This window comes from Corallococcus sp. AB030, assembly GCF_003668965.1.
Lineage (GTDB): Bacteria > Myxococcota > Myxococcia > Myxococcales > Myxococcaceae > Corallococcus > Corallococcus exiguus.
This window is the reverse complement of sequence record NZ_RAWQ01000088.1, coordinates 1-13,648: the sequence shown is the minus strand read 5'-3', so window position 1 is coordinate 13,648 and position 13,648 is coordinate 1. Positions and strand designations below refer to the sequence as shown.

General features: G+C 68.0%; 8 protein-coding genes and 1 other RNA gene. 6 read left to right on the top strand and 3 right to left on the bottom strand.

Annotation, left to right across the window (positions count from 1 at the left end):
• Window positions 1-10: 10 nt before the first annotated feature.
• The 3 genes from D7Y15_RS21245 to D7Y15_RS21235 all read right to left on the bottom strand — a co-directional run bounded on the left by D7Y15_RS21245 (window position 11) and on the right by D7Y15_RS21235 (window position 4,079).
• Window positions 11-1,597, bottom strand: coding sequence for a pitrilysin family protein (locus D7Y15_RS21245; RefSeq protein WP_121753739.1), 1,587 nt, complete (start codon window positions 1,595-1,597; stop codon window positions 11-13).
• On the bottom strand, window positions 1,597-2,964 hold the full coding sequence (locus D7Y15_RS21240) for a pitrilysin family protein (protein WP_120575756.1): 1,368 nt from the start codon (window positions 2,962-2,964) through the stop codon (window positions 1,597-1,599). The genes D7Y15_RS21245 and D7Y15_RS21240 overlap by 1 nt, the downstream gene beginning before the upstream one ends.
• Window positions 2,965-3,071: 107 nt before the next feature.
• Window positions 3,072-4,079 (bottom strand): NAD(P)-dependent alcohol dehydrogenase, encoded by a 1,008-nt coding sequence (locus D7Y15_RS21235; protein WP_121753738.1) that lies wholly within the window; start codon window positions 4,077-4,079, stop codon window positions 3,072-3,074.
• Window positions 4,080-4,237: 158 nt separating this feature from the next.
• Here D7Y15_RS21235 and ssrA point away from each other — a divergent pair.
• The 6 genes from ssrA to D7Y15_RS21200 all read left to right on the top strand — a co-directional run bounded on the left by ssrA (window position 4,238) and on the right by D7Y15_RS21200 (window position 13,383).
• Window positions 4,238-4,601: a transfer-messenger RNA gene (gene ssrA, locus D7Y15_RS21230) on the top strand.
• Between the two features lie 534 nt (window positions 4,602-5,135).
• Window positions 5,136-5,669: a hypothetical protein gene (locus D7Y15_RS21225; protein ID WP_120579509.1), complete on the top strand. Its 534-nt coding sequence runs from the start codon at window positions 5,136-5,138 to the stop codon at window positions 5,667-5,669.
• Window positions 5,670-5,678: 9 nt separating this feature from the next.
• Complete coding sequence (locus D7Y15_RS21220; protein WP_199733909.1) at window positions 5,679-6,695, top strand: hypothetical protein; 1,017 nt, start codon at window positions 5,679-5,681, stop codon at window positions 6,693-6,695.
• 1 nt (window position 6,696) lies between these two features.
• Window positions 6,697-8,010, top strand: a complete 1,314-nt coding sequence (locus tag D7Y15_RS21215) for a Dyp-type peroxidase (RefSeq protein WP_120579507.1) — start codon at window positions 6,697-6,699, stop codon at window positions 8,008-8,010.
• A 14-nt stretch (window positions 8,011-8,024) separates the two neighbouring features.
• Entirely contained in the window at window positions 8,025-9,434 is a 1,410-nt protein-coding gene (locus tag D7Y15_RS21210; protein ID WP_172810106.1) for an NAD(P)/FAD-dependent oxidoreductase, read from the top strand.
• Between the two features lie 1,537 nt (window positions 9,435-10,971).
• Entirely contained in the window at window positions 10,972-13,383 is a 2,412-nt protein-coding gene (locus D7Y15_RS21200; protein ID WP_148712826.1) for a hypothetical protein, read from the top strand.
• Window positions 13,384-13,648: the final 265 nt, after the last annotated feature.

Genomic DNA, 13,648 nt, shown 5'->3' with positions numbered 1-13,648 from the left:
CGCGCGGACGTCAGCGCTCCATGAACCCCGACGCCGGGACAATCTGCACGGCGTCCGGACGCACCGGCAGCTTCTGCTGGATGATGAGCTCATCCAGCTTGAGCAGCTCCGGCGGCTTGGGCGACGCGTAGGTGATGGGCGAAGGCGCGCCGGACTTCAGCTTCTCCGCCAGCCCCTGCGCATCCTCCGTGACGTACACGAGCGCCAGCTTCTCCGGCGCCAGCTGCCGTTTGACGGCGGCCTGCACGGACTCCGGCGTCATCGTCGTCAGCGCGGAGCGGTAGGCGTTCAGGAAGTCAGGCGTGCCGTAGTAGAGCGAGTCGATGGCGAAGCCCAGCCGCCGCTGGTCGGTCTGCTCCCACAGGCGCGTGTAGCCCTGGAGGAAGCCGCGCACCAGGTTGAAGCGCTCCGGGGTGAGCGGCTCCTTCGACATGCGCTCCAGGAAGAACACCGCGCCGCGCGTGGCGAACACGCCGTTGGCGGGCACCACGGGGCGCAGCCAGATGGACACGTCCTGCTGGGTGCGCACCAGGTTGGTGCGGTTGAAGGTGCCGTTGCCCCGGTCCTCGATGAAGTGCTCGGCGTAGGCGTAGTCGCCGTAGTTGAGGCCGCGCTGCTCGCGAAGCTCGTTGAAGAGCACGCCGATGAACTGGCGGTGCTCGCCCAGGTTCGACAGCGCGAACGCCACCGGGAAGAAGTCCGGGTCACCCCGGCGCATCGGCGTGACGAAGCCCATGCTCACGGCGGTGGAGAGCGTGGGCTTCTGGAGGATGAGCGTGCGCCCCGCGGAGGACTTCACGGTGGGCAACTCCACCCGGGGCGCGCCCTTGGCGGGCAGCGCGCTCAGGCGCGAGGTCATCGTCTGCTGGAGGTTCGCGTCCACGGGGCCCGCGAGCCCGATGACGAGCCGGTCCTGCGTGAAGACGCGGCGCGCGTGCGCCTTCACGTCCTCCAGCGTGAGGGACTGGAGCCCCTGCACGGTGCCGCCGGTGTAGTGGGCGTACGGGTGCCCCGCGTAGAGCAGCGCGTCCAGGCCCACCTTGCCGAGCGTCTCGTCGTCCTCGCTGCGCAGGCCGTTGCGCACGGCATTGAGCGCGTTGGCGCGCAGGCGCTCGAACTCCGCGGGGTCGAAGCGCGGCTGGAGCAGCGTGTCCGTGAAGAGCAGCAGGAACGCGGGCAGGAAGTCCTGGTGGACGCGGCCGGAGAGGGTGGTCATCTCCTTGTCGGTGAAGACCTTGAGCTCGGCGGCCATGGGGTAGAGCGCTTCCAGCAGCTGCGCGGCGGTGAGCCGCTGCGTGCCGCCCTCCGCCATCAGCTTCGCGGTGAGGGCGGTGAGGCCCTCCTTGCCCTTCGGGTCGTCGATGGAGCCCGTGTGGAAGACGAGCCGCAGGCTGACGATGGGCGTGTCCGCACGGGCCTGCACCACGAGGTGCATCGGCGGCGGCTCGTTCAGCGGCACCGCGGGCACGGAGCCCGGTTCGGGAGGCGGTGTGGGAGTCGGGGTCGGGGGCGGTTCCCCGGGAGGCTTGTGGTGGGCGCAGCCGGCGAGGGACAGCGCGGCGGCCAGGACGAGCGACACGATGGCGCGGGTCTTCATCACGGCGTCCCTCCGGCGGCGACGGCCTTGGGGGTGAGGGTGAGGACGGTGAGGTTCTTGTCCTCGAGGTACTTCCTCGCGAACAGGGTGATCTGCTGGGGCGTCACGCTGCCCAGCTGTTTCAGATAGCTGGCGAGCGCGTCGGGGCGGCCCATCACGCCCGCGTAGAGGGCCAGGTCGATGGCCACGTCGCGCGGCGTCTCCAGGTCCATCAGCAGGCCGTAGCGCAGGTGGTCCTGGATGGCCTTCAAGCGCACGCCGTCCACCGGGGCGCCGGCCACGGCCGTCACCTCGCGGCGCAGCACGGCGTCCACGTCGGCGCGGAACTTCTCGTCCTGCAACGTGGCGTCGATGGGGAACAGGTACGGGTCGCGGTGGGGCGTGGTGTAGACGTTCAGCGACTCGACGTACTGCTTCTCCAGCACCAGCTCCTTGTACGCGGGGCTGGTGTCGCCCACGAGGTACTCGGCGAGGATGGTCTGGATGGCGGCGTCGGCCGTGTCCGCGCGGGCGGCGGGCGTGTGCCACGCGAGCACGTGGCGCGGCTGCGTGGGCTGCGGCCAGTCCACGTGGACGGTGCGCTGACTCGTCTGCGGGGGCTCGGTGGGGATGATGACGCTGGTGGGCTGGCGCTGCCATCCGCCGTAGGCCTTGGTCACCTGCGAGACGACCTGCGCGTCGTTGAAGTCACCCACGATGAAGAGGGTGGTGTTGGCGGGCGTGTACCAGCGCTCGAAGAACGAGCGGCTGTACGCGTACGCCTTGGGCATCGCCTGGATGTCTTCGTAGAAGCCCAGCGTGGTGTGCTGGTACGTGTGGCGGGTGAAGGCCGTCTTCGCCAGGGCCTCCTCCAGCTTGAGGTCCGGGCCCGCGGCGTTCTTGTGGTACTCGCCCAGGACGGCGAGCGCCTCCGTCTGGAAGGCTGGCTCGGAATACTCCAAGTTCTGGAAGCGGTCGGCCTCCAGCGCGATGAGTTTCTCCAGGCCGGCGGTGGGGCCGTACACCTGGTACACGGTGATGTCGTCGGTGGTGAACGCGTTGTCGTCGAAGCCGAAGCCGCCGAGGATTCGCTCGCGCTGGCCCTCCGGGTTCGCCTTGGTCCCCTTGAACATCATGTGTTCGAAGAAGTGGGCGAAGCCGGTGCGGCCGGGCTCCACCTCGTTGCGCGAACCCACGCGCACGGCGGTGACGTACGCGACGATGCCGGGAGAGTTGAACGGCACGCGCACCACGGTGAGGCCGTTGGGCAGGCGCGTGGTGTTCAGTGTGTAGGGGAAGAAGCGGGAGGCGTCAGGAGGCTGCTGCGCGGACGCCGGCAGCGCCGGCATCATCAGGAGCAGCAGCAGGAGGGGCAACAGGCGGCGCATGCGCGGACCCTTTCGGTGCTGGGAACGCGCGGGACGTTACGCCGGAGGTAGGCCAGGGGTGGGTGGCTTTCTGTCGGCGCATGTCACCTGTGCGCCAGAGCCACGCCTCACAGGGTGATGACGATCTTCCCGAAGTGGCCGCCGGACTCCATGTACTGGAGCGCTTCGCGAGCCTGGGCGAAGGGGAAGACGCGGTCGATGACGGGCCGGGTCTGTTCCTGGGACATGGCCTTGAGCATGTCCTCGAACATCTCGCGGCTGCCCACGTAGGTGCTGACGACGCGCAGGTGTTTGGCGCTGGTGGCGGTGGTGTCCGGCTTGCCGGGGGCGCCGGTGAGCAGGCCGATGAGCGCGATGTGGCCGCCCTCCTTGGTGGCCGCGATGGAGCGGGGCAGCGTGCCCGCGCCACCGACCTCCAGCACATGGTCCACGCCCTGGTTGCCGGTGAGGGTGAGCACCTCCTGTTCCCAGTCCGGCGTCTGGCGGTAATTGATGAGCCACTGCGCGCCCAGCTGTTTCGCGCGCTGGAGCTTGTCATCCTGGCTGGAGGTGATGAGGACGCGGGCCCCGAGGATGCGGGCGAACTGGAGGGCGAAGATGGAAACGCCGCCGGTGCCCTGCGCGAGCACGGTCTGCCCGCGCTTGAGGCCACCCTGGGGGACGAGCGCGTTCCAGGCGGTGACGGCGGCGCAGGGGAGGGTGGCGCCCTCCTCGTAGGAGAGCCAGTCCGGCAGGAGCACCAGCCCTTCGGCGTCCACGCAGACGTATTCAGCGAGGACGCCGGGGACGCCGCCACCGAGCGCGTGGGCGACCTTCTCCGGGGTGCGTTCGCCGTCGGTCCAGACCTGGAAGAAGGTGGGGGCGACGCGGTCGCCGACCTTCACGCGGGTGACGCCGGATCCCACGGCGACGACCTGGCCGGCGCCGTCGGAGCAGGGGATGAGGGGGAGCTTGAGGCCGGGGTAGGTGCCGCGGGCGATGATGAGGTCGCGGTAGTTGAGGGAGACAGCGTGGATGCGGACGAGCGCCTGGCCGGGGCCCGGTTGGGGCTGGGGCGCGTCCACGAGGGTCCAACTGGAGGAGCCGGTGGGGGTGTGGAGCTCGTACGCCTGCATGGGGGGACTCCGGAAGGAAGGGGCTGCCTGTGGGGCAGGCAGGGGAGGGAATGTCGCAGGAGTGACCGCCGTGCCTTCAGGAGGATTGACGGAGGGCGTTCAGCGGTTAATGTAGGACGGGTGCGGAGCAGCTGGGGCCGCATGACGTACATCGAACCGGGGGCGACCTGGCTTCGACGGGGGCAATGACGTTCGAGACGCGTGCCGAGCTTGTTGGGTGCTCGTAAAACTGCCGACAACATCACAAAAGCCAACGACAACGTTGAGCTCGCGCTGGCTGCCTAATTAGCAGTCTTTAGTGCGCGGTCCCCCTGCTCTCGGTCCGTGGGGTGGGGATGGGCCGTCATAATGCGGACTGGTCGCCAAGGGTGCCTGGGCCCGAGGTGACGAGATCTTTCCAGGACCGGCATCAGGTATCCCGTCCGTGGGAGCCCTGGTGACGTAGCAAATCGCGGACTACGCACGTAGGGTCGAAGAGCCGACGGCTTTCGGACGAGGGTTCGATTCCCTCCGCCTCCACAGTGAAAGAGCCTGGCAATCCAGTACGGGTTGCCAGGCTTTTTCTTTGGCTGCGTTTCCGCATGGGCCCTCAGCGGTGAGCGTCAATGTAGTTGTCGCGTGAAAGGGTTCAGCCGATGCGCTTTAGTTCCTGCACTTCCTGTGAGGGGTTGAGGCGCACGCGGACTGGATCATCGACCTGGGGCCAGGCGCAGGCCACGCCGGCGGGCGGATCGTGTTCGAAGGCACCCCGGCCCAGCTGGTCGCGAAGCCTTCAACCCTGACCGGCAAGCACCTCGCGGCGTACGTTGGCTGACCGGTGTCGCGGGCCCGTGGGCTCCGCGTGGGGTACCGGGCAGCGGCCCCCTCCTCTGCCTGGCAGGGATGGCATGGCGTCCCTCGCACCGAAGCACGCGCTGCCGGCCGCGGCATGCCTTCGCGGCCCTGCGTGCCGAGACGACGGGACAGCCTGTGCTCTCCCGCTCGAAGGCGATGCCGTACTTGCAGGTGCGGATCCCCACCCCGAGCTTGAAGTGCACGAGCAAAGGGAGACGGGCGATGGAGATCAAACCCCAGGCCATGGCGATACCCAGGTCGACGGACCACCTCGAGAAGGGAAAGTACGGTCCCATCTTCCCGAAGACCCCCGCCTGTTATGGCTTCACGATCGTCGCCAACGTCAAGCCGGGGCGCGCCGATACGCTGCGCGGCTACGGCCAGAGTCTGGCCGAAGCGCTCAAGGGCGCCCCTGACCTTCTCGCACCGCTCAAGCTCCACTACCTCCGCTGGGTGCTCTTCGATGACGACACCCGGTTCATGTATCAGGGCATCTTCGATACCGACTTCGACAAATACACCGAGGACGCGGTCGTTCTCTTCACGAAGTCAGGCATCAATACCGCCTTCGAGAACCTCGAGGGGTTTCCCCTGGACTGGAAGACCAACGCGCCTGCGTTCGTCAAGTTCCTCCGGGACCATCAGTGCACCAGCTTTCTCGAATACGGCGAGTATCCGTACTTCACGAGCGATGAGATCAAGAAGGCCCTGAAGCTCAAGGCCTCGTTCACCGAGATGCTCGAGCAGATGCAGTAGGGACCTGTCATGAGCGAGCCATCCGGGCGGACCTACAACCAGAACCACGCGCCGAGGAAATACTCGAGGAGCCATCGGCGGGTCAGCGTCTACACGTCCTGGAGCTACCCCGGAGAAGCCAATCGCAACCCCGCCGAGATGGACAATCGGTTCTCGACGATGACCGAGGTCCGCCGGGTGCTCTGGCCCAACTATGAGTCCCCGCAGTGGGCGGATCCGCGGAGGTTCCAGCAGGGAATCGCGGGCTCCCTGGAGCTCTTCTTCTGGGCGTGGGTGAAGTTCCAGCAGGTCATCGAAGAGGTCACCGGGCACAAGGTGCCCATGTTCCAGCGGGTCGACCAGGCGGGCTTCCCCCTGCCGCTCGACGAGCGGGTCCTCGCGGATGCGGACACGCTGCTCGTCTTCGGGCTGGACCACGATGTCACCGAACAGGTGGCCGCCCCGGAGGAGATAGAAGCGGTCCGCGCATTCCTCGAGCGCGAAGGCACCTGTCTGGTGATGGGCCCGCACCACGACGTCGGGCACTCACCGGACCTGGACGAGCGCGCCCTGGAATACGCCCACCACGGCGACGCGCTGGTGCCGCGTCAGCAACGCTTCGGCGGCTATACGCGCTCATTGATGAAAGGGCTGGGAATCCCCGTGGAGAATCGCTGGGGTCTCCGTCCCGCCGTCGTTGAAGGAACGAACCGGAGCGTCCCGCTGACGGTGATGTCGGACCTGGACACGCGCGGCTGGCTTACCGGGGTCCAGAACTTCAACTTCCACATGCACCTGCCGCACTACGCGGTCACCCAGGAGGATTCCCGTTCGGCTCGCGTCCTGGCGAAGCAGCCCATCGACCGGACCCGGCCCCATCCGTTCACGAACGCGGGAAACACCGAGTTCAATGCGCTGGTGTGGATGCCGCCGGGCGACGGCAGGGCCGGCGATGTACTGGTGGCTGATTCCACCATCTTCAGCACCTTGTTCGGGGCGGACGAGAGCCTCGTGCGCTTCTGGAAGAACCTCGCCACGGCCCATTGAGATGCTCGAACTGGACGACATCCAGAGCGGAGTGCTGCGGCCCCGGCCGTCTCCGTACGTCGCGACCTACATCCTCTTGCGCATCGACGAACGGAGCGCGGGACGGGAGTTGATGAGGCGGCTCGGCTCGGTGGTGACCACGGCCGGCCATCCGAGCAGCCCGATGAGTGACGGCGGGCTCGGCGTCGCGCTCACGTATCACGGGCTTGAGGCGCTGGGTGTACCGCAGGACTCCCTGGACAGCTTCGCGTGGGAGTTCCGGCAGGGCATGGCCGCCCGGGCGAAGGCCCTGTACGACGACGGTGAGAGCAGCCCCGAACACTGGGAACCTCCGCTGGGAACGAGCGAGGTTCACGTCGTGTTGACAGCGCTTTCGCCGGATCAGGCCCGGCTCGAAGCCGCGCTGGACCGCGCGCACACGGCTCTGCGGGAGCTTGGCGGCATCCAGGCCATCTGGCGTCAGGATTGCCACGCACTGAGCACGGGCAAGGAGCCGTTCGGGTTCAGGGACGGCATCAGCCATCCGGCCGTCGAGGGGAGCGGCATTCCAGGGAGCAATCCCCATGAGGCGCCGCTCAGGTCGGGCGAATTCGTCCTCGGCTACCCTGATGAGACGGGCGGCGTACCTCCGATGCCCCGGCCTGACGTCCTGGGGCGCAATGGAACGTACGTCGCCTTCCGCAAGCTTCATCAGCGGGTGGCCGCGTTCAGGCAGTACCTGAAGAACGCCGCGAACAGCCCGGAGGACGAGGAGGTCCTGGCAGCGAAGATGATGGGGAGGTGGCGGAGCGGCGCGCCGCTGGCGCTGTGCCCCTACCATAACGCTCCCGGCCTGGGCGCCGATGCGTCGCGCAACAATGACTTCCACTATTCAGATGACCCGACCGGATACAAGACGCCTCGCGGGTCGCACATCCGGCGAACGAACCCCCGCGACGCGTCTGTCGCTGGCGTGGTCAGGCTCCATCGGATGATCCGGCGCGGAACCGCCTACGGCCCCGAGCTGCCCGACGGAGTCCTCGAGGACGATGGCGCCGAGCGAGGGTTGATGTTCGCCTTCATCGGCGCGCACCTCGGACGGCAGTTCGAGTTCGTGCAAGCGGAGTGGGCCAACGGCGGTGACTTCCTGGGGCTGGGCGACGCGAAGGACCCCGTCGCTGGCGCGCACGACGGAGCGGGCGCCTTCTCCTTCCCGAACCGGCCCATCCCCAGGCGTCTGCAGGGCCTTCCGCGGTTCGTGGTCACGCGCGGAGGCGAGTACTGCTTCATGCCCGGGCTGCGCGCGCTGCGGTGGCTGGCGGAGCTCCGGACATGAATGGTTCAGCGCCCATGGACGTCGTGGTCATCGGTGCCGGACCCGCGGGACTGCTCGCGGCGCTCCGCGCTGGCGACCTGGGCGCCCGGACCGCCCTGGTCACCCGCGACGCGTTCGGCGGCATGGCGGCCCACGACGGACCGGTTCCGGTGAGGACGCTGGCGCAGGCGGCGCGGTTGCTCCGCGACGCCCGGCAACTGGGGCGCTATGGCATCGCGGTGACAGAGCCCGTGCTGGACTACGAGCGGCTGCTCAAGCGCGTGCGCGAAGTGGCCGGCGACGTTCGCACTCACGCGGCCCTGCGTGAGCAGATCGCCGCGGCGGGGGTCACCGTGCACGAGCACGTCGGCGCCGCGCGCTTCGTGGACCCGCACACCCTCGAAACCCAGCGCGGGCTCCGGTTTCGAGCGGAGAAGTTCATCCTCTGCACCGGTGGCGTGAGCCGGCGCCTCCCCATCCCGGGATTCGAGCTCACGAAGACCCACAGCGATGCGTGGAGCCTGACCACCGTTCCGCCGTCGATGGTGGTCGTCGGCAGTGGCGCCACGGGAGTCCAGGTGGCGTCGGTCTTCGCCGCGTTCGGCACACAGGTTCAGCTCTTCGAGGCGGGAGCACGCATCCTGCCGACCGAGGACGAAGACGTGTCCGCCGCCGTCGCGGAGTCCTTCCGTCAGGCCGGTATTGTGGTGCGCGAGGCCTTCGGCACGATTGAACGCTTCGAAACGATGCCAGGGGGCGTGCGGATGGTCTTCTCCAGGGACGGCGTGCGAGACAGCGCCGAGGCCGCGCTCGTCGTCGTCGCCGTGGGCTGGAGGGCTGACACCTCTGCGCTCAACCTCGCGGCCGCGGGCGTCGAGACCGACTCGCGGGGTTTCGTACGCGTCGATGCCCAGCTGCGCACCTCCGTGCCGCACATCTTCGCCGCCGGAGACGTGACAGGGCGCCGGATGCTGGTCCCCCAGGCGTTGCAGGACGGGTTCGTCGCGGGCTCCAACGCGGCACGAGCACCGATGATCTCCGTCACGGACGAGGTGTGTCCGATTGGCAGCTTCACCGATCCCGAGTACGCGCAGGCGGGCCTGACCGAAGCGAAGGCACGTCAAGCGCACGACGTCGTGGTGGCGGTGGTCCGCTTCGACTCGACGACGCGGACCCTCATCGATGGTCGAACGACCGGGTTCTGCAAGCTCATCGTCGACCGCGCCACGCGGAAGCTCCTCGGCTGCCACGTGGTGGGTGAGCGGGCGGTCGATCTGGTCCAGACCGCGGCGATCGCCATCGCCGCGGGGATGCGGGTGGAGGAACTGGCTCGAGTTCCGCTCTCGTTCCCCACCTATACCGGCGTCCTGGGTCGTGCGGCGGCCATCGCCGCCCGCCAGCTCCAGGTCGACGTGGACCGGGCTCGCCTCGCGGAGCTGCTTTGACTCAGCGTGGCCGTTCGGCCAGCACGAACGGGCGCAGCCGGTGTCCGTCGGGGTCCTCGACCACGAACGTGAACCCGAACGGCATGTCCGTGGGCGGAGTCTAGGAAGGACAGGAGCCCTATTGGGTGTAGCGGGGGGGAGCAGAGCGGGAGGAGAGGGACGCTGACGGGTAGCCCATGAGCCGCACTCCGGGCCGGCGCAGAAGCCATTCAGCTCCAGCAGACAGACGCCAGCCCAGCCCAGCCGCCTTCCCAGGCGGGACGCGGCAGGGGCCTGGCACTCTGGGCTGGCTGTGGCGGCTTGAGCTTCAACACCACGCGCTCAGGGGCGGCCCTCGCGCATGGGCCAGGTGTGCACCCGCCGTGGGTAACCCAGGTGCTCCAGAATCGCTCTCACCCCTCCTGCTCCCTTCACGTACGCCAACACCCGCCGCCTGCCTCCACACCTCAAGCACGCGAACACATCCAGGGCGAACGTCCTTTTCAGCAGCCCGGCCTGGTCCAAACGGGATGTGCGCTCCTTCCTCGGCTCCTCCACCGTCGCGGCAAAGGCGAGGCTCTCCTCCTCCAGCCCCGGCTCCGCCCCTGCTTGAGGGAGCGAGAGCCTCTTGCAGCCGCGCGGAGTCGAGCAACTTGAGACTGACGAGTTCGTCGTAGCGGTCCAGCAGGTTGGTGCAAGTGCGCTCAGAAACCGCGACGCCCTTCTGGCGCAGCAGGGCATGGATTTCCGGCACGCTGCGGTGCTCCTGATAGCGCAGGGCTCCGACGAAGGCCATGACGTCCAGACCGAACTCGTGGTCGGGCAGTGCCCAGCACCCCTCGCCCTCGGCCCTCAAAGGCACGCCCTTGAGCGAGCCCCCCTTCCGGTGGCAAACCCGCACCTGCACGGACAACCCGACGCAGCCGGTGAGCGTTGTTACACAACGGCGGGAGCGCCAGTCTGCACGCGTCCTCGTGCCGCAGGCCTCGCAGTGCCTGCGCTCGCTGTCGAGCTTCACGTGACGGGTGGCAATGGGGCGAGCAGTCGTCCGAGCCATGGCGGTGTTCCTCCTCAGAGGGGAAACCCCCGACGCTCAGGCCGTATTTGCCAGCGTAGTTTTTTGGGACGCCGGCCCGGCCCGGCCCTCTTCCTTCCTGAAGACCCCGGATGGCCAGGGTCCTCGGATGGGTGTGCCTGCCCTGAAGGAGCGTCAATGCCTCCCCCGCGAGTTGAGAAGAAGGTAGTGGTTCCTCCGCCGCCCAAGACCGAGCCGCCCAAGACCGAGCCGAAGGTGAAGGTGGCCAACAACTCCAAGAAGGCCGCGGACACCCAACGCCAAGCGGCCGGCAAGGCCCAGGATAAGGCGAGGCAGGACGAGAGCAAGGCCAGGACGGCGAACGACCATGCCAGGCAAGCCCGGACTCAGCGGGGGGTCGCGAAGGGAGAACTCGACAAGGCCAGGGAGGCTCGCGACGCCCACTCCGGGCGGCCCGGAAGTCCTGGCAAGGACCCAGATGGGCCACGTTCGAACACCGTCAACACCCAGCCCGACAAGGCCATGCAAGCGCTCGATCGCGACATCGAGCAGGCACAGAAGAAGTACGACACCGCCGACGCCGCGGTGACCCGTGCCGACGAGGCTGCCGCGCAGGCAGGAGAAGTCGCCAGGAAATCGAAGGCGCTCGCGGTGGACAGCGCGAACAAGGCGCTCGAGGCCGAAAGGCTCGCCAACGACCATGCCAAGGTCGCCGGCTTGAAGCCCCCGTACGCGGGGGCGGACACCGTCAAGGATGTCTTTGACGCGGGTCGCCTGGACCCCAAGGCGCAGGAAAGACTGTTCGGTACCCGCGCGGTGGTGACGCCCCAGGAGGCCGCGAAGGAGGATGCGAAACAGGTGGCGCGGATGCTGCGCCCCCATGACTACGACTTCCAGAAGTCGCTGTACTCGATAAGAGACCCCTCGCGCGAAATCCATCCCGCCGCAGCCGTCAGGGAACTGGGCGCGCTGCTCCAGAAGGACAGCAGCCCCGAGTACCGGAAGGCGCTGCTCGAGGCCGTCAAGCCACAGCTCGAATCCATCGGCGGGACGCTGACGCCCTCCCCCCCCGGCGACGTGGTGAGTTCGTCAGAGCACCCGGCGAGCCAGGAGACCTTCGAGGCCTTCGGTAAGACGGCCAGCACCTTGAGACCGGAGGAGCGGCGGACGTTCGCGGAGGGACTGGCTGCGGGCATGGGGACCGGCAACTCGCTCGAGAGCGGCATGGAAGAAGGGCTTCGCGAGAGCATCCGGCGGGGGACCGGGAGCGCCTTCTCCGTCGAGCTCGCGACGGCGCTCGAGCGCTCCGGCAAGTCGGGTCAGGCGGAAGCGATCACCCGGACGGCACAGGCGGAGGTGGAGGCGATTCGCGAGGACTTCGCCGAGAAGTCGGGCAAGGTCGAGGATCTGAACGCCCAGGTAGCCAGGCTCGCTGCCGGCTTCGGCCCGGCGATGACCTCGCAGGAGCAGCAGAACGCGCTCAATTCCTTCAAGAAACGCCACCAGGCCGAGTACGAGGCCCTGGAGGACGCGGCGAAGAAGCTGAAGGGGGCGCTCGAGGTCTCCACCGAGGTCCTGAAGCAGCAGGGCTCCTCCCTTTTCGCGGACAAGCACGGCGGACGGACTGACTTCACTCAGGAGGCCCTGGAGACGGTGAAGCAGCTCAATGGCCTGGTCGGAACGGATGTCGGGCAGAAGTTCATCGACGACGAGGTGAAGAAGCAGGGTAACGGCGAGCCCTCCTTCCTGGATGGCGTGTCCAACCTGCTCGCGGGCCCCAAGCTCGGCAAGGACGCCAATGACATCGCCAAGGGGCTGACCACTGCTGTCACCAAGGGGCTGGCGAGCGCCGCCCTAAAGGCCGCGGCCAGCGGTGAGGACATCGCGGGCGCAAAGCGTGTCTACGACAACGTTCTGGGCAAGAACCCTGTCCTCTTCGGCGTCACCGCCGAGGACATGGACACGCTGAAGGGGCACTTCAAGAACCTGTTGGAGAACAAGAAGGGGGCCGCCGACGAACTGGACTCGGCGCTCCGGAAGCTCTCCGTCGATGCCCCGGGCACGACAGGCGCTTCAGAGGCCGGCAGCGCCCTGCGGGGGCTCGGCGTGGTGGCCGGCCTCTTCGGCACCGCCAACAGCGTGACGGATGTCGCCAAGGGCCTGTCGGAGGGAAAGGGCCTGGAGCTGATGACTGCGACCAAAGCCCTGGGTGATTCGCTGTCGGCGACGGCGGACACCAGCCTCTTCGTGTTCGACGTCCTCAACAAGGACGCGGCGGCGGCGCGCACCGTGCTGGGCAAGCTCGGCCCCGCCGGGGGCATCCTCGGGGCTGTTGGAGACGGGCTCGCCGTCGCGAATGCCTTGCGGAATGGTGACAACGTGGAGGCCGTCGCGAAGTCCGCCTCCGCCCTCGGAGGGGCCCTGCTGGCCGCCGCGGCGCTCTCCCAGGCGGTGCCCGTGGCGGGACAGGTCGTGGGAGGACTCCTGCTCGCGGCCGGCACGGGTGTCTCGCTTTGGAACGAGAGCCAGAAGCGCCAGGAGAAACAGGAGGACACCCGGGCCTTCCTCCAGGGGGCGGGCTTCTCCCCCCGTCTGGCGGAGCAGCTGAAGGACCCCGACACCGCGGTACGGACCGGGCAATTCCTCACCCAGCTCGCCGAGCAACTCCACACCACGCCGCAGGAGCTCCGCCAGCAACTGGAGCGCGTGACCGACCGGAAGAAGCTCGACGCCTTCTTCTACGCCGTCGAGAAGACCCCACGAGGCGATGACGGGCGGTTCGTCACCACGGATGCCACGCCCGGCAGGTTCACGCACAAGACGTACGGAGCGGGCGGACACGGCACCTCGCAGGCGTACTTCGTGACGGAGTACTACCTGCAAAGCCTCTCGGATGCCGCGGCCCATCTGCGAAACAACGGCGTCCTCGACTGAGACTCGCTACGTCCCCTTCGCCACCAGGCCCAGCTCCTTCAACCGTCGCCCGAGCGCACGCTTCGACACCTCCAGCGTGCGCACCATCGCGTCCAGGTCGCCCCCGCACGCCTCGAAGCTGCGGGTGATTTCGTCCGCGCCTAGAGCGCCGAACAGGTTAGGTCACGCCGCGAGCTGATAGCGCGCGGCGACCTCGAGGTTTTGGACGACCGCGAGTCGCCTGAGGTCAAAGAGGTTGCGGCGCGTGCCGCGATAACGGGCCTTC

Bases quoted from the DNA above. Each gene is read 5' to 3' on its own strand.
- D7Y15_RS21245 (WP_121753739.1), bottom strand. From the start codon at position 1,597: ATGAAGACCCGCGCCATCGTGTCGCTCGTCCTGGCCGCCGCGCTGTCC.
- D7Y15_RS21240 (WP_120575756.1), bottom strand. From the start codon at position 2,964: ATGCGCCGCCTGTTGCCCCTCCTGCTGCTGCTCCTGATGATGCCGGCG.
- D7Y15_RS21235 (WP_121753738.1), bottom strand. From the start codon at position 4,079: ATGCAGGCGTACGAGCTCCACACCCCCACCGGCTCCTCCAGTTGGACC.
- D7Y15_RS21225 (WP_120579509.1), top strand. From the start codon at position 5,136: ATGGAGATCAAACCCCAGGCCATGGCGATACCCAGGTCGACGGACCAC.
- D7Y15_RS21220 (WP_199733909.1), top strand. From the start codon at position 5,679: ATGAGCGAGCCATCCGGGCGGACCTACAACCAGAACCACGCGCCGAGG.
- D7Y15_RS21215 (WP_120579507.1), top strand. From the start codon at position 6,697: ATGCTCGAACTGGACGACATCCAGAGCGGAGTGCTGCGGCCCCGGCCG.
- D7Y15_RS21210 (WP_172810106.1), top strand. From the start codon at position 8,025: ATGGACGTCGTGGTCATCGGTGCCGGACCCGCGGGACTGCTCGCGGCG.
- D7Y15_RS21200 (WP_148712826.1), top strand. From the start codon at position 10,972: ATGCAAGCGCTCGATCGCGACATCGAGCAGGCACAGAAGAAGTACGAC.